We start from the raw sequence: 22,759 nt of genomic DNA, 5'->3' as shown, positions 1-22,759 counted from the left end.
ACTCAGCAAGCGACCGCAGCCGTACGGACTCGGGCAGGGGTGACGGCATGGACGATCTCTCCCGAGTCACCGACGTCCTGACCGGGATCGTCGGCGCCGCCCTGGCGGCGAGCCCGCTGTGGGCCGGGGGCACCAAGCCGGAGGCGACCGCGAATCACCCCGCGGAGACCGGTCACGTCGACACGGTCGTGAACCTCTACCTGTTCCACGTTGCGCAGGACAAGGTGCAGGTCAACGCGTTCTGGTCGCGTTCCGCGCAGGGTGGCGCGACCCAGCCCGTCGCCTTCCAGCCACTCGCCCTGGACCTCTGGTACATGGTCACCGCTCAGTCGACGCTCGGGCCGAAGCAGGAGCAGCAGGCCCTCGGCGTGGCCATGCGGGCCCTGCACGAGCACGGCACGTTCGCCATTCCCGCCACCACCACGCCGCCGCCCGGCTCGATCAGCCCGAGCGTCGCGTCGCTGGTGCTGGAGTCGCCGGGGCCGGACGAGCTGACCCGCCTCTGGCAGGCGCTGAACCTCGCGCTGCGCCCGACCGCCCAGTACCGCGTGTCGGTGGTGTTCCTCGACTCCCAGCCGCCGGTGGCGCCGGCGCCACCGCCCACGACGGTCACGCTGACCAGCACGCCACGGAGCCCGTCGAGCCGGCGCACGGTGCGTTTCACCACCCCGGGCCCGGCGCAGGCGGCCTTCCCGCAGTCGCCGGCGGCCACCGCCCCGGCGCCGGCCGGTGTCATCGGCCAGGAGGTGACGATCGACGGCCGGGGGCTCCGGGCGGGCGACTCGCTCCTGCTGGCCGCGCCGGGCGGCGACACCGACATCACCGCCTGGAAGGTCGCCCATGCCGCCGGTGTGCCGCTGCGGCTGCGCGCGCCCGCCGGATCACCGGTCCCGCCCGGTCACTACCAGCTCGTCGTCGCCCGGCCGGGGTTCCGGTCCGAGACGGTGCCGCTCGCCGTCGCCGCCTGGGTCGACCCCGCCGGTGGCCCACTGCTGCCGGCCGGCGGCAACGGCCGGTACACGATTGCGGCCCGCAACGTGCCGCCGGCCGGCGCCGAGCTGCGGCTGGGCGCGACCACGCTGTCGCGGGTCGCGGACGGCGCCACGCCCGGGCCGGGGGAGTGGCAGCACCAGGCCGACGTGATCACCTTCCGGGCGCCGGCCGGCCTGGCCGCCGGCACGCACCAGATAGCCCTGCGGGTCGCCGACGTGGAGTCCGACCCGGCGCTGTGGGCGGTGATCACGTGAGCGACTGGCCGGGTGCCCTGCGCACGCTCGTCGCCGCGCATGTCGAGGCGGGACGCGAACGCTGGCGTGCCCGGGACCGCCCGGGCACGGTGCACGACGCCATCGACGAGATTCTCACCGGCCACGCCCCGCCGGTGACCGGCGCCGGCCTGGTCCACTTCCGGGACGCGCTGCGCGCCGACGAGCGCTGGGCGCGGCTGGTCGCCCGGTTCGCCGTACCGATCACCGAGGGCGAGTTCCTCGCCCTGCTCACCGCGTGCGAGCTGGACCCGGCTCTGACCCGGGTCCTCGGCTACCTCGACGACGCGGCCGTACCCGCGGCGCCGACGCCGGCGGTCGCCGCGCGGCTCTTCGGCTGGCCCGCCGGGCATCGCCCCGGACCGGCGTCCGCGCTGGTCCGCTGGCGGCTGGCCGAGCCGGGCGGGGGCCGCGCCACGAGCGCCTGGGAGATCGACGGGGAGATCGTGGCCTACCTCGCCGGGGATCCCGGCTGGGCGGCGTTCCACGACTCCGTCCGGCGCCTGGACGTATCCGATCTGGACTGTCTGCACCCCGATCTGCTGGCCGAGATGGCCACCGGCGTCGCCGCGATCGGGTCCCCGTGCGAGGTCCAGCTGATCGGCGCGCCCGGATTCGGGCGCCGCACCCTGCTGGCCCAGCTCGCCGGGGCGCTCGGCCGGCCGGCGGTCGAGTTGACCGGCGACGACCCGGTGCGGGCGGTGCGCACCGCACGGCTGTCCGGCGCGATCCCGATCGCGGTGGAGCCGTCCGTGCCGGTGGAGGACGATCTGGTGCTGGTCGCGCGGCGGCGCCCGGCCGCCGAGTCCGCGCACCGGCTGCGGCTCACCTGGACGATCCCGGCGCCGACGGCGAGCCGCCGCCATCGGCTCTGGGCGTCGCACACCGAGGTTTCCGCGCCGCGCGCGGTCCGCGAGTGGGATCTGTCGCCGGGCGACATCCGGATCGCCGCGGTGGCGGCGGCGGCCGGTCCGGCGGCGGCCGAGGACACCGTACGGCGGCGGCTGCGCGCCGGCCTGCCGGTGTCCGCGTCGGCGCTGGATCTGCCCTGGGAGTGGGACGACCTGATCGTGCCCGGGCACGTCGAGGAGCGGTTGCTCGATCTGCGCGCGCAGATCGAGCTGTCCCAGGAGGTGCTGCGGGACTGGGAGTTCCAGCGGCTCAGCCCGGGCACCACCGGGGTCACCGCGCTGTTCGCCGGGCCGAGCGGCACCGGCAAGACGATGTCGGTTCAGGTGCTCGCCCGTTCCCTGGCTCTCGACGTGCTGCGGGTCGATCTGGCCGAGGTGGTGGACAAGTACATCGGGGAGACCGAGAAGCGGCTCGAGGCGGTCTTCGCCGAGTGCGAGCGCAGCCACCTGATGATCTTCTTCGACGAGGCGGACGCCCTGTTCGGCCAGCGCACCCGGGTCCGCGACGCCCACGACCGGTACGCCAACATCGAGATCGACTACCTGCTGCAGCGCCTCGACCGCTTCACCGGGGTCGCGGTGCTCGCCACGAACCGCAAGGCGGACCTGGATCCGGCGTTCCGCCGCCGCCTGCGGGTGATCGTCGATTTCGCGCCGCCCGGACCGGCCGAACGGATCCGCCTGTGGCGGCGTGCGCTGCCGGCCCGGACGTCGGCCGGCGAGCCGGTCACCGGCGATGTCGACCATGACTGGCTGGCCGACCGGATCGAGCTGACCGGCGCCGAGATCGCGTCGGTGGCCCTGAACGCGGCCTTCGACGCGCGCCGGCACGGCGAGCTGATCGGGCAGGCCCACGTCCTCGCGGCGGCCCGGCAGGAGCTCGCCAAGCGCGGCGACGTGCTGCGGATCGCGCCGGAGAACCGGCCGATCCCGGCGGTGGCCCGATGAGCGGCGGATTCACGGTGGACCGGCTGGCGATCACCGTGCCGGCCATGTCACCGGCCGACGCGAGGCGACTCGCCGAGCTGGTCGGTTCGGCGCTGGGCCGGCATCGGACCAGGCTTGTCCCGGCCCGCCTGGAGATGGTCCGGGTTGCGGTGCCGGCCGGCGACGGGGATCTCGAACGGCTCGCCGAGGACGTGGCGGCGGCGGTCATCGCCGCCCTGCACACCACGGGGGTGAGCTGATGGCCCCGCATCTGAAGGGCGCGCTGATCGAGTTCCTGCCGACCGGCCTGATCCCGATCCCGCGGGTGATCTCGTTCCAGTACAACCCGGAGACGATGACGCACACCTGGACCCAGCCGGAGACGGCGCCGTCCGGGGCCAACGCCACGGTCACCAACCCGTACGCGGTCGCGCACTTTCCCGGTGAGGCCTTCAGTTTCACCCTCGCCCTGGACGTCACCGACCCGATCGCCGACGGCACGGTCTCCGGGGCGCTGGCCGAGCAGACCGGTGTCTACTCCCGGATCGCGGCCCTGGAGATGTTGCTCTATCCGCGTAGCGAGAAGGGCGGGCCGAACGACCTGAGCGGCCTGCTCGGCACCGTGACCAGCGGCCTCGCGTCGCTCTTCGGCGGCGCCGCCGAACCCGCGACCAAGGTGCCGGTGCACCGGCTCAACACCGTGCTGTTCGTCTGGGGCCCGGGCCGGATCGTGCCGGTCCGGGTGACCGGCCTGACCATCACCGAGCGGCTGTACGACGAACGCCTCAATCCGATCCACGCCGAGGTCCAGATCACCCTGCGCGTCCTGACCGACGAGGAGCTGCGCCAGGACGACACCGAGACGGGCGCCGTCACCGTCGCCAAGGTCGCCAACGCCTACACCGAAGGGCTGCGCCGGACCCTGGCCGCAGCGGACCAGGTCAACGCCGCCGAATCGATCGTCGGCATGCTGCCGCTCTAGGAGGCACCGTGTTCCTGCCCGGAAGCCGTTACGCCGGCGCCGGCACCGAAGAGGTGACCGGCCCGGACGGCCGGATCGTCACCGTCGTCCGGATCCCGCTGCCGGTCGCCGGTCCGGTGCTGGGCTGGCACCGGCGCGCCGACGGCGAACGGCTGGATCTGATCGCCTACCGGTACCTGCGCGACCCGGCCGGCTTCTGGCGGCTGTGCACGGTGAACGACGTGCTGATGCCGGACGCCCTGGCCGGGCGCCCGATGGTCGCCATCCCGCCGGCCGGTGCCTGAGATGCCCGGCTACCAGGTGCTCTTCGACGGCACGGCCGCCCCACCGGCGTTCTACGAGGACATCACCCGCCTCGAGGTGGAGGAGAACGCCGACCTGCCCGACGCGATCTCGCTGGAGCTTCCGGTGACACCGCGCGACGGCGAGCTCAGCTGGGTCGCCGATCCGCGCGTGGCGCCGTACGCGAACCTGTCCGTCGTGGTCTCGGCCGCCGATGGCGGTCCGCAATGCGTCTTCGACGGCTACGTGCTCGGCCATTCGGTACGCGTGCCGGCCGGCCCCACCGGCGCGACCGTCGACGTGCGCGGCGAGGACGCCTCCGTGCTGATGGGCCTGACCGAAACGGTTCGCGAGTGGAGCGGGCAGAGCGACGCCGGCGTGGCGGCCGCCATCTTCCGCGAGTACGGCATCACCCCGTCCGGCGACAACGGCGCCGAGACGTCCCCGTCGCACAGCGACGACGAGCACACCCTGATGCAGCGGGCCTCCGACATCGACTTCCTGCGCCGCCTGGCCCGTCGCACCGGCCGCTGGTGCCGGGTGGTGTGCGCCGACAAACCGGGCCGGCGCACCGGGTACTTCGCCACCCCGGGGCTGGGCGGTGACCCGGTGGTGGAGATCGACCTGCACGACCCGGACCGGCGCAGCACCCCGGTGCTCGACTTCCGCTGGGACGTGGCCCGCCCGACCGCGGTGCGGGCCCGCCAGGCCGGCCTCGGCGAGTCCGACACGGATCAGAACGGCGTCGACGCCGGCACCTCCGACTCGGGCCTGCGGCTGATGGCGGCCCGGTCGCTGGCCGAATTCGCCGGACGGGACCGGACGGTGATCCTGACCGCCCCGGCCGACACCGCCGAGCTCCCGCAGCGGGCCGCCGGGCTGCTCCGGGAAGCGGGCTGGTTCGCCAGTTGCGAGGGCACCGCCAACCTGGCGTCGCTCGGGCGGGTCCTGCGGGTGGGCGACGTGGTGGGCGTGGCCGGCTGCGGGGCGCTGCTGTCCGGCCGCTGGCTGGTGTGGAGCGTGCGGCACCGGATCGGTGACGAGACGCACGCGATGTCGTTCGTGCTCGTCCGCAACGCGATGGGAGGTGCGTCGTGACCGACCGCTTGCTCGACGATCTCGCCGACCGCGCCCGTAACCGCTGGTACGGCAAGTACCGCGGCCAGGTGACCGCGGTGGACGAGACCACGCTGCGGATCAAGGCGACCGTGCCGTCGGTGCTCGGTTCGGTGCCGACCGGCTGGTGTCTGCCGTGTGTCCCGTACGCGGGGCCGCAGGTGGGTTTCTTCTTCCTGCCCGAGGCCGGTGCGGCGGTGTGGATCGAGTTCGAGGGCGGCGATGTCTCGTACCCCATCTGGGTGGGCTGTTTCTGGCGGGCCGGCGAGATTCCCGGCGATGCCACGCCGGTGCGCCGGGGACTCGTCACCAAGGCGCCGCACAAGCTGGTCTTCGACGACGACGCGGGCGAGGTGACCGTGGCGGATGCCAACGGCGGCAGCCTGCTCTTCGGCAGCGACGGGGTGACGATCTCGGCGGGCAGCGGCACGGTGGCGGTCAGCGACAGCGGGGTCTCGCTCAACGACGACGCCTTCAAGGTCAGCTGATGGGCGACTACCTCACCGCGTCGTCGGTGCTGATGTGCCCGCACGGCGGCTCGGTCTCCCCGGTTGCGGGCAACACCGTGCTCACCCTCGGCGGCACCGCGATCCTGCTCAGCGACGACTCCTTCCCGATCGGCGGCTGCGCGTTCGCGCCCAGCGCCCCGCATCCGTGCGTCCAGGTGGAGTGGATGGTCACCGCGCAACGGGCGGCGGCCGGCGGGGCGGCCCCGCTGACCACCGACAGCGTCGGGCTGTGCAAGGCGGCCGACGGCGCTCCGCAGGGGCCGGTGCAGATCCAGACCACCCAGCCGACGGTGGGTGGTTCCTGATGGCCGGGCCCGGGCGGGCGCCGGCCACCGACCGGCACGACTTCGCCTTTCCGCTGCGTATCGATGCCGCGTCCGGCCAGGTGGCCCGGGCCGGGTACGCCGAACACGTCCGGCAGTTGCTGCGGCAGTTGCTGCTCACCTCGCCCGGCGAACGGGTCTGCCTGCCCGAGTTCGGCTGTGGGCTACGCCGGCTGGTGTTCGCGCCGCAGTCCGCCGCGCTCGCCGCCACGGTCCGGATCCAGGTGCAGCAAGCGATCATGACCTGGCTCGCCGATCAGGTGGACCTCGTCGACGTCGTCGTGCGGTCCGGGGCCGATCCGGCGGCCGGAGTCGACGAGGGCGAGCTCCTGGTCACCGTGAAATACCTGCTGCGCGAGACGCGTACCGCGGACGACCTGATGGTGCGGGTGAGCTGAGATGTCCGACCGACTCGCCGAGCTGGTGCTGTCGACGCAGCTCAACGGCATCGACTTCATCGAGATCACCACGGCCGACCAGACCGGCCTGCGGGTGCACTTCGTCAATCGGGTGCCGGTGGACGGCACGCTCACCGGGCCGGAGCCGGTGACGATCGACGGCGGCGAGTCCGTGCCGGCCGTGCCGGTGGAGCCGATCGTGCCCGGCGACTGGAGCGCCGACGATCAGGGCAGGCCGACGCTGAACCTCCGGGCGATGATCGTCGGGGACTTCTCGGTGTACCGGCTGCGGATCTCGTCGCCGGTGCTGGACCCGTTCCGCGCCGAGGTCGGCTTCACCTTCAAGGCCGGTTGCCCGTCCGAGCTGGACTGCGAGCCGCCGTCGCTCTGCGCGCCGCCCGGCCGCGACGACACCGTGATCGACTATCTCGCGAAGGACTTCGGCAGTTTCCGGGCGGCGTTGCTGGACTTCTCGGCCCGCGAGTTCCCGGACTGGCTCGAACGCGCCGAGCCGGACCTCGGGATGATGCTGATCGAGCTGCTCAGCGCGGTCGCCGACGAGCTGAGCTGGACCCAGGACCGGATCGCCGCCGAGGCCACCCTGGCCACCGCCACCCAGCGGCGGTCGGTCGTCCGGCATGCCCGCCTCGTCGACTACGAACCGCTGCCGGCCCGATCCGCGCGCACGCTGATCCAGCTCGATGTGGCCGTGACACCGCTGCCGGCCGGACTGGTGGTCGAGGCAGCCCAGCCGGGCGGCGGACGGGTCGGGTTCGAGCTCGGCGACGGCCTGATCGCGCCGGCCGCCGGCCCGCTACCGGTGGACCCGCGGTGGAACCGGCTCGACCACACCGTCGCGCCGCCGCAGGCCCGGATCGTGCCGTACCGGTGGGACGACTCGCAGGACTGCTTGGCCGCCGGAGCCACCGAGATGTGGGTGGCCGGCACCGGGTTCGGCTTCCGGCCGGCGGACCCGATCCACGGCACGCCGGGCACCGCGCTGCTGATCGAGACCGCCGCGCCGGTCCCGGCCGAGGCGCCGGCCGTCGACGTGGTGCACCTGACCGCCGCCGAGGAGAGCGTCGACCCGCTGTTCGCGAAGCCGGTGACCCGGCTGGCGTGGGACGCCACCGAGGCGCTCACCGCCGACCACGCGCTCGAGCGCACGGTCCTGGCCGGCAACCTGGTGCCGGCCACCCAGGGACGCCGGCACAGCGAGACGTTCGTGGTCGACCCCGAGCCGGCCGGGCCGGACGCCCGGCTCGCGGCGGTTTCCCGGGCCGGCCCGGACGCCGGATGCGGTGATCCCGCACCGGTGCACGGGCACACCCTGATCGCCGGCCGGCTGGCCTGGCTGACCGGGCCGGACGGGAGCACGGTGCCGGAGATCCGGCTGACCCGGATGCCCCGGTCGCCGGGCGACCAGCCACAACCCTGGCGGTGGCGGCGGTCCCTGCTGGACGCCGACCCGTTCGAGAGCGCGTACACCGTCGACCCGGTGCGCTGGACCGATCTGCGCGCCGGCCGGCCCGGCGGGCTGCCCTTCTGGGAGTACGACGGCGACGACGCCGACTCGATCCGCTTCGGCACCGGCGTCTTCGGCGACCGGCCTCCGGCGGGCGGCCGGTTCGAGGTCACCTACCGGGTGACCGGCGGCGCGGCCGGGAACGTGGCCGCCGGTGCGATCACCATCGTGCCCGCCGAGCTTGCCGGGGTGGTGCTGGCCGCGGTCAACCCACTGGCCGCGACCGGCGGCGCGGACGAGGAGACCCCCGATCACGTACGGGCGACGGCCCCGCACGCGTTCCGCGCCCACCAGCTGCGGGCCGTCCGGGCCGCGGACTACTCCGCCGCCGCCCGGGAACTGCCCTGGGTCCGCGACGCCGGCACCGCGATCCGCTGGACCGGCAGCTGGCTCTCGGTGGCCACCACCGCGCAGCCGGCCGGCGCGCCATCCGGCCTGGCCGACCAGGAGGCGCTCCTGGCCCTGCTGGACCGGCGGCGGATGACCGGCTACGAGGTGCAGACGCCGGCCCCGCAGTACCTCGGGCTCGACCTCGTCGTCACCGTGTGCGCGCGGCCGTCAGCCTTGCGCGGCGAGGTCGCCGCCGCGATCGGCGCGGCGTCGGCGGAGTTCTTCGCTCTCGGCCGGCACGGCTTCGGGGCGGGGCTGGAACGCAGCGCTCTGGAGGCCGCCGTGCAGGCCGCGCCGGGCGTCGCGGGCGTCCTGGACGTGCGTTACCGGCTGCGCGGCCGGGTGCCCGCCTTCGTTCCGTTGCCGGAGACGGTTCCGATCGCCCCGGAGAAGATCCTGCGGCTGGACAACGACCCCTCCCGGCCGGAGTTCGGTTCGCTGCGGATCGTCGTGGAGGGCGGGAAATGACCACCACCCTCGACTGCGGGTGCCACCTGCCCTGCGCCGACGACCCGGACCAGTGGCCGATCGGCAACCCGGCCGGCCTGGACCGGATCGCCTACCGGCCGGGCGACTTCGCGACGTTCCGCCGTGGGCTGCTGCGGCACCGGCCGGGCGAGGTGCACCTGGCCGGCTGGCGGCCGTCCGCGGGCGCCGACCTCGGGCTGGCCGTGGTCGACTGGTGGGCGTACCTGGCGGACGTGCTGGCCTTCTACACCGAGCTCATCGCCAACGAGGCTTACCTCGGCACCGCCCGGCACGACGCCACCGTCCGGCACCTCGTCGGCCTGCTCGGATATCGGCCGCGGCCGGGGATCGGCGCCACCGGGCGGCTCGCCGTGCTGGCCTCCGCCCCGGCGCCCCTGGTCGTCCCGGCCGGGCTCACCGTCACGTCGAAGGCAACGCCGGCGGTGGACAGCCAGACGTTCGAGACCGATGCCGTCACGACCTTCCCGCAACCGGCCAGCGCCCCGCCGCCCCGGGCACCCGACCCGGATGCGCCGCCGTCCGACTCCGCGCCACCGCCGAACAGTCCGCCGGGCACCGCGGAAGTGCCCCGCACCCCGCGGCTGCTGGCCCGCGGTGGAGTGCTGATGCGGGGCACGCCGACCTCGATCCGGGCCGGCGACCGACTGCTCCTGCTCGCCGATCCGTGGGCGGACGTGAATGGCGCGGCGCATCTGGTGACCGTCACCGCGCTGGTCCTCGAGCCGGATTCGCACGGCCGGCGCAACACCCGCGTGCGGCTCAGCGGCACCACCGGGGTGGATCCGCGGTCCGCGGCGAGCGGATGGCGGCTGCTGCGCCCGGCCCGCACGGCGCACCTCGCTTCGCTTCCGCAGGGCGCCACGGTGGTGACCGCGACCAAGCTCGTCCTGGACGCTCCGGCGCGGCAGCTCGCCCCGGGCGATCCGCTGGTGGTCGACGGCCCGAAGGGCACCGACGTGGTCCGGCTGGGCAAGTATCAGGAGGAGTTCCGGTACGCCAAGGCACTACCCATCTCGCCTACCGCGCCGGACATCCCGGTGCTGGTCGCGGCGCTCGAGATCAGCGCGCGATCCGGTGCGGTGGTCGGCACCTACACGGCGGCGGACGCGCCGGGGATCTCGGTCGCGCTCGGCTGGACCCCGGCCGGGACACTGCTGGACACCCCGGTGGCCGTGATCAGCACGCTCCCCGGCCGACTGACGCTGGCCGCCGCGCCCGCCGCCCCGGCGGGGGTCCCCGCCGCCGCGCTGCTCGAGACCGCCGACGGCACCGGAACCGCGGTCACGGTCACCCCGATCGGCGGTACGGCCGACGTCGCGGTGGCCCCGGGACCGGACACCGGCGTTCTGCGGCCGCCGCTTCGCCTGCTCTGGGACCTGGTCGCGGTCAGCCGGGGCGCCACCGTCCGCGACGAAGTGCTCGGCGTTGGCGACGCCACCGCGCCCGGGCAGGACTTCGCCCTGTCCCGGACGCCGGTTACCTACCTGTCCGACCTGCCCGGCCGCTCCGGGGACCGTTACTCCTCGACGATCGTGCTGACCGTCGGCGACCGGTTCTGGACCGAGGTGCCGTCGTTGTTCGGCCATGGCCCGGCCGAGCCGATCTTCGAGACCTGGGAGGACGACGAGGGGCGCACCCACATCCGGACCGGCGCCGGTGAGACGGGTCGCCGGCTGCCCACCGGCGCGGCCGTCGTCGCCACCTACCGGGTCGGTTCCGGCGCCGCCGTCCCGCCGCCCGGAACGCTCACCCAGTTGCTCGATGCGGTGCCGAACCTGCGCGGCGTACGCAATCCGGTGCCTCCGGGCGGTGGCGCGGATCCCGAACCGGCCGCCGAGATCCGGCGGCTCGCCCCCCGGTCGGTGCTCACCTTCGGCCGCGCGATCAGCGGCGACGACTATGCCGTGGTGGCCCGCGCCGCGCCCGGTGTCAGCCGGGCCGGCGCCGTCTGGGAGTGGGACGCCGACGAGCAACGACCGGCGGTCCGCGTCTACGTCGGTGACGGCCCGGCCGCGCTCGCCGCCGCTCGTACGGCCCTGTCCGAGCAGGGCGACCCGAACCGGCCGCCGATCGTCCTGGCGGCCACCGGGCGCCAGGTCTCGCTGACCGTCAGCCTCCAGATCGATCCGTCCCGGGTCGTGGCCACGGTCCGCCGGCGGGTCGCCGCCGCGCTCACCGGGCTCTTCGGCGCCGGTGTGCTGGGCCTGGGCGACCGCCTCTACCGCAGCCGGATCGAACAGGTGGTGTGCGGTGTCCCGGGAGTGCTCGCCGCCCGGGACCTGCGCCTGCGATGGCCCGGCTCCGGCGCCCAGCCACCGGACGGTCCCTTCTTCGATCCGGGACCCGGCGGGTTCTTCGCCTTCGACCCGGCCGACCTCAGGTTCGCGGAGGCCACCCGATGACCGAACCCGCCGTCCGGGACGGCTACGAGCAGTGGTACTCGGACAAGCTGTGGGCGCTCGTGCCGGCCGTGCACCGCGCGGCCGACAGCGAGGTCGTCGACGGCGCAGGCCCGTTGCGGGAGCTGCTCGACCGGGTGGCCGCCTCGGCCGCGGTGCTGCGCCGCGGCATCGACCGGCTCTGGGAGGACCAGTCGATCGAGTCCTGCGACACCTGGGTCGTGCCCTACCTCGCCGACCTGCCCGCCACCAATCTGGTGCCCAGCATGGACAGCCGGGCTCAGCGGCTCGACGTGGCCAACACCATCCGGTACCGCCGCCGCAAGGGCACCGTCGCCCTGCTCGAAGAGCTCGCCCACGACGTCACCGGGTACGAGGCCCGGGCGATCGAGTTCTTCCGGCAACTGGCCCGGGCCCGGCACGGCCTGGACCCGCCGATCGGGCGGCCGGCGGACACCGCCGATCCGCCGGGATCGCTGCGCCTGCAACGGGTGGCGCGGCTCACCGACCCGTTCTCCGGCACCCCGGCGGGCGGCTGGGCCGACCTGCGGCATCCGCTGGGCGCGGCTCTGACCGGCACCGCGTACGACGGATTCGGTCATCGCGCCGACGTCCGCGCCGGTCGCGGCGCCCTCGGCTGGTACGGCATCGCCAAGGTCGGCTTCTTCCTCTGGCGGTCCGCCTCGCTGCGGGTCGACGTGGCCACCCCGGTGCCGGTCCAGGCGTGTCCCGGGTATTTCGCCTTCGACCCGACCGGACGGCAGACACCGCTGTTCACCGCGGCCGCGCGCAGCGGGAACGACTACGGCGAGAACTGGGTGCCGGTCGACCTGTCGCAACTGCCGCAGCCGCTGACCACCGTGCTGTGGGAGCACGCCGCGACCTCGTTCTGGCCGGCCAGTCTGTCCGCCTCGACGGCCGGGACGGGGCAGCCGCTCGCGCTGACCGGCGTAACCGTCTGGCCGGAGGTCGGCCGGTTCAAGGTCGGCGCGGTGCCGGCCGCCGGCCTCGACGTCAGTTACCACCACGGCCTGTTCTCCCGGATCGGCGCCGGCCCGTACGACCGGCGCCGGATCGGGGTGGACACCCCGGCGGATCCCCCGCCGGTGACCCACCTGCCCGGCGGAACGGCCGTCCTCGCCGCCGGCCCGGCCGGCACCGTGCTCATCGACGACGGACGGACCATCCCGGCGGTCACCGACGTGGCGGTCCAAACCGTCACGATCCGGGCCGCCGACCTGGGCCGCGCCGTGATCCGGACCGCGCCCGGCGGGCAGTGGGTCCTCACCGGCGGCGCCGGTGCCGCCCTGCGCCTGGAGGGGCTGCTGATCAGCGGCGCCGACCTGGTGCTCCGGGGCCGTTTCGACACCGTCGAGATCTCCTGCTGCACCCTCGATCCCGGCTCCCCGGGCGGCAACCGCACCCCGGCCGCGGTCTGGGAGTCCGCGGTGGACGGGCGCGAGCTCAGCCCGGTCAACGTCTGGGTCGAGGGTGCGATCGGCCGGCTGATCGTCGACCGCAGCATCACCGGCCCGATCCGGACCCGCGGCCAAGGCCTGATCGAGTCACTGGAGGCGACCGACTCGGTGCTGCAAGCGCTGCCGACCGAGCTGCCCGGCGAGCTGACCGCGCTGCGTGACGCGGACTCGCTGCGAACCGCCCTGGGCGCCGGCCCGGGTATCGCCGTCGCGCCGGTGGATCCGCTGTCGCAGTGGCTCACCGGCCGGCCGGTCATCGTTGCCGCGCTGGCCCCGGCGCAGTCGGCGCAGCTGATCGCCGCGCTGACCACGGTGATCGCCGGCCCCCTGATCTGGACGGCGGAACGGTTCGCGGGCCGGCCGCTCCGGGACTCGACCCTGGCCGCGGCACTGGCCGCTCCGACCGGGGCCGCCCGCACCGTTCTGAACCGGCAACTGCTTGCCGAGGCGTACCCCCTGGCCCTGGCCGACGCGGCTGTCGCGACCGCCGCCGGAACCGTGCGACTGACCCGGTGCACCGTGCTCGGCCCGGCGTACGTCCATCGTCTGGAGTGCAGCGAGTCGATCCTCGACGGTGTCGTCCGGGTGGGGGACGCCCAGACCGGCTGCGTCCGCTTCTCCGGGTGGTCCCGGGACAGCGCCCTGCCCCGCCGTTACGAGTCCGTCGAGATCGCCGCCGGCGCGCCGGTCATGGTCAGCCGCCGCTACGGCGAATGGGGTTACGCCCAACTCACCGACAGCGCGGACACCGCGGTGCTGGGTGGCAACACCGGCGGCCGGCCGAGCCTGCTCACCGGCAGCCACGACGGCTCCGAGATGGGCGTGTTCTGCCGCGACGCGGCCGCGGTGAAGGACCGGTCACTGCTCATCAAGCTCCAGGAGTTCCTGCCGGTCGGCCTGAGCCCGGTGATCGTGCACCTGCCGGCCGCCGACCCGGACGGCGAGACGACGAGAGGCAGACCATGGCCACCGACATAGCGCGACTGTCCTTCGATCCGTCCCGGCGCTACACCGGCGTCGTGCCGCAGCAGGGCCGGGTGACGCTCGAGGCCGAGCAGGGCGAGGAACGGATGATCGCCGCCCGCGAGCGCCGGCTCGAGCTGATCGACATCATCGGCCCGGCCGGTACGCCCGACGACGGTTACGAGGTCAGCTCGCCCGGCCCGGCCGTCCTGCTGGTCGATCCGGGGACGATGTACGTCGGCGGCAACCGGGTGGAGGTGCCCGCGCCGGTCGACATCCTCCAGCAGCCGGACTGGCTCGACGGCCCGGGCCGGGGTGCGCTGTTCGAACGGCCTCGCGGGCACGTTCTGCTGACGGTCCGCGAGCGGGAGGTCACCGCGGTCGAGGACCCGGCGCTGAGCGAACCCGCGCTGGGTGGCCCGGACGGGGCCGCCCGCGCCCGGCTGGTCCAGCACATCGAGGTGCGCGGGGTGGAATCCGCCAACTGCGCGGGCGCCCTCGCCGAGGACATCAAAAGCTGGGCGACCGAGGGACTGACCTACGACCCGGCGACGGCCGAGCTGCTGTCGAACACCCGCCTGCAGGTGAGCTGGCAGACACCGGCCGGCGGGGCCGGCCCGTGCGAGCCGGCCGCGACCGGCGGCTATCTCGGCGCGGAGAACCAGGTGATCCGGGTTCAGATCACCGCCGTCGACGCCGCCGCCGGGAGCTGCGAGCTGATCTGGGGGTACGACAACGCGTCGATGCTCTACCGGGTGGTCGTCGACGGCGGCCTCGCCACGGTGACGTTGCAACGGCGGCCGGTGGACGAGCACCACTGGCCCCGGGCCGGGCAGGCCGTGCAGGTGCTGCGGTCCACCGCCCGGTTGCGCGCGACCGACGGCGTCGACGAGGGTTTCGTGGCGGCGCTCGGCGGACACGTCGGGCTGCTGGCCACGTCGTACGACCCGGGCACCAAACAGGTGTCGTTCCCCGCGCCGATCCCGAACGAATACGTGGACGGCCGGCCGACCTACCTGCGCGTCTGGGAACAACGGGTGACCGGCGTCCGGCCCGGCACCACCTTCGTGCTCGGCGACACCGGCGTGCAGGTGACGCTGACCAGCACCGGCGGGCCGCTGCGGGTGGACGACTACTGGTGCATCGGCGTCCGGCCCGGCACCCCGACCGAGGTTCTGCCGGCCCGTCTGCTCCGCGCCCCGCAGCCGCCGGACGGCCCGCTGGTCTGGGCGTGCCCGCTGGCCGTGATCGACATCAGTCGCAAAGCCCAGCAGCTGACCGTGCGTGAGGACTGCCGCCGGCACTACCCGCCGCCGGTCCCACCGTCCGGCGGTGGCTGCTGCTGCACCATCGAGGTCCACCCGGAGGACGCGAAGTCGGGAAAACTCCAGGAACTGATCGATGCGGCGATCAAGGACCGCCAGGAGCAGGGCCGAGCCGGTCGTATCACGGTCTGCTTCGCACCGGGCCGCTACCAGATGGTGGCGCCCCTCGTGCTGGCCAAGAACCACTCGGGCCTGCGACTCAAGGCGTGTTCCGACGGGGTCGTCCTGTCGGTGTTTCCCGGCGCCGAGGAGCGATTCGGCCAAGGAATGATCGTCCTGACCGACGCGACCGATGTCGCGATCAAAGGGTTCGCGTTCCTGCTGCCGTCGGTGCCGCGCGTCGACGGACGGGTTCGTGGCACGCCCGGCGGCGTCCTCGACGCCAGGATGATCCGCGGGATCAATGCCCTGGCCATCGCAAACAGCTCGATCGGGATCCGGCCGGTGTACTGCATGAACCTGGAGATCAGCGACTGCCTCTTCGAGTTCCCCTTGGAGGTGGCCGACACCTTCGGCGTCGCCATCTACCCTCTCGGCACCTGCCGTGAGTTCCGCATTCTGCGAAACCAGTTCAGATATCCGCGTCCCGACGATCTGGCGTCGTGGCTCGAAGGTTTTACCCTGACCGATACCGCCGCCTCGATGGACTCGCTCACCGGCAAAGACACGGCCGGGCGGGCACGATTCATCGGCGATGTGGTGATGAATGCCGCTATCGATGATTCCGAGTTCACTGAAAACACTTTCAGCGGTCTCGCCTCCGGCGTGTTCATCGAGGGTGAAGTGGGTCTTGTCAGAGTCCAGGAAAACACGTTTCGGAATTGCGGATTCTCGATCGACATAAAAGATATGCCGCACAGCGGGCCGGACCTGAAGGTCGACTTCCTCGACCAGGACGTGGATCGGCGGGCGGTAACCGCCGTCCGGGATACCTGGACGATTCTGACGACCGAGCGCGCGCGGTCGGAGCTGCGGTTGATCGCCGTCACGTATCCGCTGCCCGTCCTTCCGGAGCCGCCCGTGGACCGGGTCAGCCGGCTGGACGCCGAAAATTTGGCCGCTCTGCGCGCCGCGGCCGCCGAACGGCGACGTGCCTGGACGGAGGAACTGGTCCGCAAGCTTGCCGCCGAGCACCCGCGTCGCGACGGAGACGGCGAGAGGATCGACGTGCTCGGCGGCTTGACGAGTCTGCCGGCGGAGATGCAGCGTGCCGCCGACGGCGTCGGCGAATTGTTCGCGCTGAGCCGTCTTGAGGAATCCGTATCCCGGCCGCGTGTATCGGTCGTTGGCAACGACGTCGAATCCGGACTTCAATTGGGCGGGGCAAGTGCGCTCATCCTGTTCATCGATCGCCGCGCTGAGCTTTCGGCCGCCACCGTGACCGGCAATCGGCTCTCCGGGTCGAAGCAATACCCCGTTGCTTTTGTCGGAGGCTTTCAGAACGCCACGATCGTTGGCAACATGTGCCTGACCGACAAGGAGAAGACCGCTATCTCGGTCAGCGACATGGAAAGGCTGGCGGTGAGCGGAAATGTGTTCGCCGGAGTCGTCTCACTGCCGGCCCGGCAGAATGTGGCGGCGCCGGGCACCTGGGAATTCCTGAACGACGTGAAGCCCTAGGTCGATGCCTGCCGCCCCGCCGGGCAAACCCGGCCCGCAGACCCCGGCACACGCACGGGCGGCCGACGCCGGTAAGTCCGCCCCGCCCGAAGCCAGGCGGCCCGCCAAACCCTCGCCCGCCCGGCCCCGCCCGATCTTTCCGCCCGCCCCGAGCACGACGTTCGCGCACGGCCCGGATCTGCCCGAGCGGGTCCGCGCCGTACTGGATGTGGTCGCGCCCCTGCTCGGCCTGGACCCGGCGCACACCCGGGTGACCCTGGCGCCGGGTCCGGACCGGCCGCACGGTTACGCCCGAGCCGACGGCATCCGGCTCACCGGCGCGCTGGACCCGGCCACCCCGCCGAGCCGTTCGCTGATCGTGCACGAGCTCGCCCACCTGGCCCAGCACCGGAACCGGGCCACGTCCGCCCGCGCCCCGGACGTGCGCGCCGCGGAGGCGGAGGCCGGCGGGCTGGCCGAGGCCGCCCGGCTGAATCGGCCGCTGTGGACTCCCCGGCAGGTGCTGCCGGACGGGCACGAGGCGCGCGACACCGGGGTGTCCGGCATCGCCCTGGACACCGAGGCCGAACGCGACCTGGAATCGCTGGTCGTGCCGAATCACCGCGCCGATCTCGGCGCGGTCGCCGACCGGCTCGATCCGAAGCAGGGCGCCGGCGGCGGAGAGAACGCCCTGCGGGTGCTCAGCGCGACGCAGTTCGTGGTGATCCGGGCCCTGGTCCGGTCGCTGCGCCCCGAGTTGCGCCTCCGGCTCGCTCACCTCGACGACTCCCACCACCAGGAGTTCCCGGAGGCCTGCGTCGCCGTCCTGGCCGCCCTCACCCCGGCCGAACTGGGCACCCTGCCGCCGGGCGTGCTGCACGGCGTCGATCCGCGGCGGCTCTCCGGGCCGGCCCACCGAGCGCTGCTGGGCACGCTCGCCCGGCTGCCGGCCGAGTCGCGGGCGGAACTGGAGCACGGCGACAAGGGCGCCCTGTTCGCGGAACTGTTCCGGACCCCGCCGGACGCCGGCTCCGACGCCGCCGAGATCACCGCCGCGTTACGGGCCGAGCGGGCGGCGGCCGGCCTGGAAATCCGGCCGGGGGCGGCGGCCGGCCTGGAAATCCGGCCGGGGGCGGCGGCCGGTCTGGAAATCCGGCCGGGGGCGGCGGCCGGTCTGGAAATCCGGCTGGGGGCGGCGGCCGGCCTGGAGACCCGGCCGGGGACGGACTCGCCGGCCGGCCGCACCGGGCCGCTACCCCCGGCGTACGGAAAAGGCCCGGCCGCCTCCGGAATCGTCCCCACCGAGCCGGGCCCGGCGCCCACCCGGACCGGCGAAGCCGGCGCCGAACCCGAGGGGGCCGAGGGCAGGCCCGCGCCGAGGCCGGTCGAGCTGCTCATGCCACCCGCCCCGGCCGAGCCCGGACCCCGGCAACGGGACTCCCTGCGGCACACCAGCCGAGCCGCGCGGACCGCCGCGACCACGGCCCGGACGCTGCCCTCGGCACCGGAGAGCGTGCAGGCGGCCCGGGGCGCGGTGACCGAGCCGGCCGTCGAGACGAAGGCCCGGGCGGGTCAGCAGTTGGCGGACCGGCTGGGCAGCACGGACGCGCCCTCGCCGGAGCTGCTCAAGCTCGGCGACGAGATCGTCGCGGCGATCCGGGCCCGGCGCCCGGTCAAGGTCGAGAACCTGACCAAGTCGACCGCGCAGGCCGCGGCGGCCGGCGCCGGGCAGACCCTCACCCCGGCGATCGGCCGCGACACCGAGCGGGTGCGGGGCTCGTACGCCGAGCTGCAGACCCCACCCACCGGCACACCCACGCTCACGCCCAGTCCGGTGCCCACGCCCGCGGGCGCCGTCGCGGATCCCGGTCTCGTCGCCGGTTCGGTCGCGCCGGAAGCGATCCCGGCGCGGGACCTGTCGCTGGACGCCGACCGGGCACGGGTCGAGAACCAGGCGGCCGCGGCCCGGCCCGACCGGCCGTCGGCCGAACCGTTGCAGGGCACCGCGCCGTTCTCGGACATCGCCGCGGGCCGCGCGGAGCTGGCCGGACTGGCCAAGACCGGGCCGGCGGAGGTGGCCCGGCAGCAGGGCGAGGCCATCGCGTCGGCGAAGGCCGACATGGACGCTCTGCAGGCGACCGCGCTCGAAGCCCTCACCACGGCCCGCGGCAGCACGGTGCGAGCGGTCGGCGCCGGGCAGCGCGAGATGGTCAAGGACGAGGAGAACACGCGCGCGCGGATCTCGGCGCAGGCCCAGAAGAACTACGACGCCGCGAGCGCCGCGGTCGGAGCACTGCTGACCCCGCTGCCGGGCACCGCGGTGAAAAGCTGGGACGCCGGCCTGGCGCGGCTGTCGACCGAGTTCACCGACAGCTTGAGCCGGGTCCAGGCCTGGATCGACGAACGGCACTCCGGGGCGGGCGGATGGTTCGTCGGCAAGTGGGACAAGTGGTCCGGATACCCGGCCTGGGTGACCGAGCAGTACGACACGGCCGAGCAGACCTTCGGCGCCGGCATCCGCGCCCTGCTGCTGTCCATCTCGACCGAGGTGCAACGGGTCGTCAACGCCGCGCAGGCCGTCGTCGAGGCCGCCCGTCAGCAGAACGACGCCCTCTTCACCGGTCTGCCGAAGGGGCTCGAGGCCTGGGCGGCGCAGCAACGCGGCGGGTTCGCCAGCCGGCTCGACGGACTCTCCGACCAGGTCGCCAAGGCGCGTACGGCCTTCGTCGCCGACCTCTCGCAGCGCGCGGTCGCCTCGGTCGCCGACGTGCGGCAGAAGGTCGAGGAACTGCGGGAGGCCGCGAAGGGAGTGATCGGGCGGATCCGCGACGCGATCGAGGCGTTCCTCGCCGACCCGGTCAAGGCGATCATCGAGGGCCTGCTCACGCTGCTGCATATCCCGCCGAAATCGTTCTGGGCGCTGGTCGACAAGATCGCCGCAGTCCTCGCCGACATCGCCGACGACCCGCAGAGTTTCATCAACCACCTGGTCGACGGCCTGGCGCAGGGCTTCGAGCTGTTCTTCAGCCACTTCCCGGACCACCTGATCAAGAGCTTCTGGAACTGGCTGTTCTCCGGTCTCGGCCCGGTCGGCGTGCAGCTGCCGCCCGACTTCACGCCGCGCAGCCTGTTCGCCTTCGCGCTGCAGCTGATGGGCCTGACCTGGCCCAACATCCGGGAGATCCTGGTCCGGCACGTCGGCGCGCACAACGTCGACCTGATCGAGAAGGTCTGGGGCTTCGTCAACCTTCTGATCGAGAAGGGCCCGGCGGGCCTGGTCGAGATGATCGAGGAGAAGCTGGCTCCGGCGACCCTGCTCGACATGATCTTCGATGCCGCCGTCGACTATCTCACCAGCCGGCTGATCAAGATCGTTACCGTCCGGGTCCTGGCGATGTTCAACCCGGTCGGCGCGGTGCTGCAGGCGATCGAGCTGATCTACAAGGTCCTGACCTGGGTCTTCAACAACGCGGCCACGATCTTCACCCTGATCGAGACCGTGGTGAACGGGATCGCCGACGTGCTGGCCGGCAACGTCGGCAAGCTCGCGCTGGCCGTCGAGAAGGCTCTTGCCGGGTTGCTGCCCACGGTCATCGATTTCCTCACCGACTGGGCCGGCCTCGGCGACCTCCCCCTCCAGATCGCGGAGCTGATCAAGGATCTGCAGACCGCGGTCCTGAAGATCGTCGACCAGTTGATCGGCGCACTCGTCGAGCGTGGGCGCGCGATCCTGGCGTCGCTCGGACTCGGTGGCAAGGGTGAGGCGGGAGAGGACGACGAACTGGGCTCCACGGTGCGGTTCTCGGCCGCGGGGGAGACGCACAAGCTCTGGGTGGAGGAGGCCGGCGCCGCTGCCCGTCTGATGGTCGCGTCGATGCCGGAACAGCTCACTGCCAAGATCAAGCAATGGCGGGCGAAGATCGCCGCGAAGGAGCCGGCGGACAACGCCAAACGAGCGCAGGCCGCGACCCTGCTGGACCGGCTCGAACCGATCGCCGACGAGAGCAATACCGAAGCGGCGGCGCTGTCCAAGGAATTCCTCGCCGCGAAGGCCAAGCAGGGCGACGAGCACAAGCCACCGTCCGACGACGAGCTGGAGAACCGGGAACGGGCGATCGCCGTACTGCTGGACGAGCTGTTCGAACTGTTCGGCGAGAAGATCGACGTCGAGGAGATCCTCAAGGACATCGCGAAGCATCTGCCGGGCCTGGGCCAGGGCCGCCAGAGGACCTGGCACGAGCGATGGCTGGAGCAGATCGCCGAGATAAAGATCGGCAACGACGAGAAGGCCAAACGCCTCTGGCCGGACACGGTGATGGGCGGCACCCAGGCCGGGGGACTGGCGTACCTGGCGGAGGAGCCGACCCATCGCAGACTGTTGCCCTACTTCACCACCGCGCCGGGGGAGCGATCGGCGGACACCGGCGACTTCGACGACTTCGCCTTCGTGGAAGGCGCTGCCACGCACACGGTCCGCCGCGATTTCCGGACGCTGCTGGGGGAGGCCGTCAAGCAGCGGCTCCGGCAGGACGGAACGCAGAACCTGCAGGACGCGTTCGACCGCAAGGTCATCGACGATCTGTACCAGGCCAAGCTGCAGAAGCGGATCGAGGAGATCTCGTTCGTCTGGGATTACCCGGGCGGCGGCCGGTTCGTGCTACCCACCGAACGCATTCCTGACCACACCAAGTTCCGCCCGCTCGACCTGATCGGGCCCAAGGAGGTCAACGGCGTCCGGACCACGAAATATCGTACGGTCGTCGGCCAGGAGTTCGTCATCGTCACCGACGCGAGCAAGGGGCTGCAGATCAAGGCCGGGGGCTCCGGTCTGCGGATGATGAGCGGGCGCGGCGTGACCGAGGACTCGCCCGCGTTCACGGCCGGCCAGGACCTGAACCGTGCCCACCTGATCGCCAACGAGTTCGGCGGCAGCGGCTTCGCGGAGGGCGACAACCTGATCACCACCAGCGCCTACTACAACCAGGTGACGATGCGGGAAGCGGAGCGCCTGATCGGCGCGTCGATCAAGAAGTACGCCGAGGACAACAAGCGCGATCACCGCGAGGTGGTGTTCGAACTCGACGTGACGGTCAGTTTCGGCGCGCTCCGGGACACCGACCTGCTGGATCAGATCAAGAAGGATCCGGATTTCCCCGCCGCTCTGATCGGCACGAACCTGGACGCCATGATCGTCAAAATGATCAGGGAGAAAGAGATCCACAAGGATCTGATGCGGGTCACCAAGATTACCTACGTCTGGACGGCAGCCTTGCCTCCGGCCGGCGGCCGCCCGGCGCCCAAGACCATGACAAGAGACACTTTCATCGGAGCGGATGAATGGCTGCTGATCAACGGCTGACGGCCGTGGCCGATTTCGTACGGGAGTTCATCGCGGCCGAGACGGCGGCCGCACGTGCCGCCGTGTCCGAGCCGGACGACGACACGTACGCCGAATCGCGCGGCCGCGCCCGGAGTTTCTTCGCCCCCGGCCGCCGGCTGACCCTGACCGTCGACCGCTCCGTCCGGCCCGGCGGCCGAGACGACGAGGCTATGCCCGGCAAGGGCGCCGACTTCGGACCGCGAGTGTTGTACGCGGTGGCCTCCCTGACCGCCACCACCTGGTTCGCCTTCGTCTCCGCTCTGCCCGACGTGGACGGCCGCCGGATCGATCACGCGTTGAGCATCGCCGAGCTCGACGGTCACCTGCTGATCGTGGGCCGGGCGGCGATCAACCCGTTCGTCGACACCCTCGAATGGGAAGCCGCCGGAGGCGCCCCGCATCCACCGTCCCGGCCCATCGGCGTCCGGATCGAGCGCCTCCCCGAAGACCCGGCGCACGCGGAGTTCCTGCGCACCCTGCGATCATTCGGCTCGTAGG

The 22,759-nt window shown here is 72.9% G+C and carries 15 protein-coding genes; all 15 read left to right on the top strand.

Features of this window, described 5'->3' with window-relative positions:
• Nucleotides 1-47: 47 nt before the first annotated feature.
• Genes AB0E90_RS46345 through AB0E90_RS46275 form a run of 15 tightly spaced genes read left to right on the top strand, consistent with a single transcriptional unit; the run spans nt 48 to nt 22,758 of the window.
• Nucleotides 48-1,247, top strand: a complete 1,200-nt coding sequence (locus AB0E90_RS46345; protein WP_360419156.1) for a DUF4255 domain-containing protein — start codon at nt 48-50, stop codon at nt 1,245-1,247.
• On the top strand, nt 1,244-3,124 hold the full coding sequence (locus AB0E90_RS46340; RefSeq protein ID WP_360419154.1) for an ATP-binding protein: 1,881 nt from the start codon (nt 1,244-1,246) through the stop codon (nt 3,122-3,124). Before AB0E90_RS46345 ends, AB0E90_RS46340 begins: the two co-directional genes overlap by 4 nt.
• Nucleotides 3,121-3,363, top strand: a complete 243-nt coding sequence (locus AB0E90_RS46335; RefSeq protein WP_360419152.1) for a hypothetical protein — start codon at nt 3,121-3,123, stop codon at nt 3,361-3,363. Before AB0E90_RS46340 ends, AB0E90_RS46335 begins: the two co-directional genes overlap by 4 nt.
• Nucleotides 3,363-4,085, top strand: a complete 723-nt coding sequence (locus tag AB0E90_RS46330) for a hypothetical protein (RefSeq protein ID WP_360419150.1) — start codon at nt 3,363-3,365, stop codon at nt 4,083-4,085. Before AB0E90_RS46335 ends, AB0E90_RS46330 begins: the two co-directional genes overlap by 1 nt.
• A gap of 8 nt (nt 4,086-4,093) precedes the next feature.
• Nucleotides 4,094-4,369, top strand: coding sequence for a hypothetical protein (locus AB0E90_RS46325; protein WP_360419149.1), 276 nt, complete (start codon nt 4,094-4,096; stop codon nt 4,367-4,369).
• Between the two features lies 1 nt (nt 4,370).
• A complete protein-coding gene (locus tag AB0E90_RS46320) occupies nt 4,371-5,465 on the top strand; it encodes a contractile injection system protein, VgrG/Pvc8 family (RefSeq protein ID WP_360419232.1) in 1,095 nt (364 codons plus the stop codon).
• Nucleotides 5,462-5,971: a phage baseplate assembly protein V gene (locus AB0E90_RS46315; protein WP_360419148.1), complete on the top strand. Its 510-nt coding sequence runs from the start codon at nt 5,462-5,464 to the stop codon at nt 5,969-5,971. The genes AB0E90_RS46320 and AB0E90_RS46315 overlap by 4 nt, the downstream gene beginning before the upstream one ends.
• Nucleotides 5,971-6,297 carry a hypothetical protein gene (locus tag AB0E90_RS46310; protein ID WP_360419146.1) on the top strand — a complete coding sequence of 109 codons (327 nt, stop codon included), beginning with the start codon at nt 5,971-5,973 and terminating at the stop codon, nt 6,295-6,297. The genes AB0E90_RS46315 and AB0E90_RS46310 overlap by 1 nt, the downstream gene beginning before the upstream one ends.
• Nucleotides 6,297-6,713, top strand: a complete 417-nt coding sequence (locus AB0E90_RS46305; RefSeq protein WP_360419144.1) for a GPW/gp25 family protein — start codon at nt 6,297-6,299, stop codon at nt 6,711-6,713. The genes AB0E90_RS46310 and AB0E90_RS46305 overlap by 1 nt, the downstream gene beginning before the upstream one ends.
• Nucleotide 6,714: 1 nt before the next feature.
• On the top strand, nt 6,715-9,096 hold the full coding sequence (locus tag AB0E90_RS46300) for a baseplate J/gp47 family protein (RefSeq protein ID WP_360419142.1): 2,382 nt from the start codon (nt 6,715-6,717) through the stop codon (nt 9,094-9,096).
• Nucleotides 9,093-11,519 (top strand): baseplate J/gp47 family protein, encoded by a 2,427-nt coding sequence (locus AB0E90_RS46295; RefSeq protein WP_360419140.1) that lies wholly within the window; start codon nt 9,093-9,095, stop codon nt 11,517-11,519. Before AB0E90_RS46300 ends, AB0E90_RS46295 begins: the two co-directional genes overlap by 4 nt.
• A complete protein-coding gene (locus AB0E90_RS46290; protein ID WP_360419138.1) occupies nt 11,516-13,972 on the top strand; it encodes a hypothetical protein in 2,457 nt (818 codons plus the stop codon). Before AB0E90_RS46295 ends, AB0E90_RS46290 begins: the two co-directional genes overlap by 4 nt.
• Nucleotides 13,957-16,902, top strand: a complete 2,946-nt coding sequence (locus AB0E90_RS46285; protein WP_360419136.1) for a DUF6519 domain-containing protein — start codon at nt 13,957-13,959, stop codon at nt 16,900-16,902. The genes AB0E90_RS46290 and AB0E90_RS46285 overlap by 16 nt, the downstream gene beginning before the upstream one ends.
• A gap of 4 nt (nt 16,903-16,906) precedes the next feature.
• The gene (locus AB0E90_RS46280; protein WP_360419134.1) at nt 16,907-22,240 is read left to right on the top strand and encodes a DNA/RNA non-specific endonuclease; all 5,334 of its coding nucleotides are present in this window, start codon (nt 16,907-16,909) and stop codon (nt 22,238-22,240) included.
• A complete protein-coding gene (locus tag AB0E90_RS46275; protein ID WP_360419132.1) occupies nt 22,219-22,758 on the top strand; it encodes a hypothetical protein in 540 nt (179 codons plus the stop codon). The genes AB0E90_RS46280 and AB0E90_RS46275 overlap by 22 nt, the downstream gene beginning before the upstream one ends.
• Nucleotide 22,759 lies beyond the last annotated feature (1 nt).

The organism is Actinoplanes sp. NPDC026619 (assembly GCF_040638295.1).
Taxonomy (GTDB): domain Bacteria; phylum Actinomycetota; class Actinomycetes; order Mycobacteriales; family Micromonosporaceae; genus Actinoplanes.
This window is presented reverse-complemented; position numbering and strand designations above follow the sequence as displayed.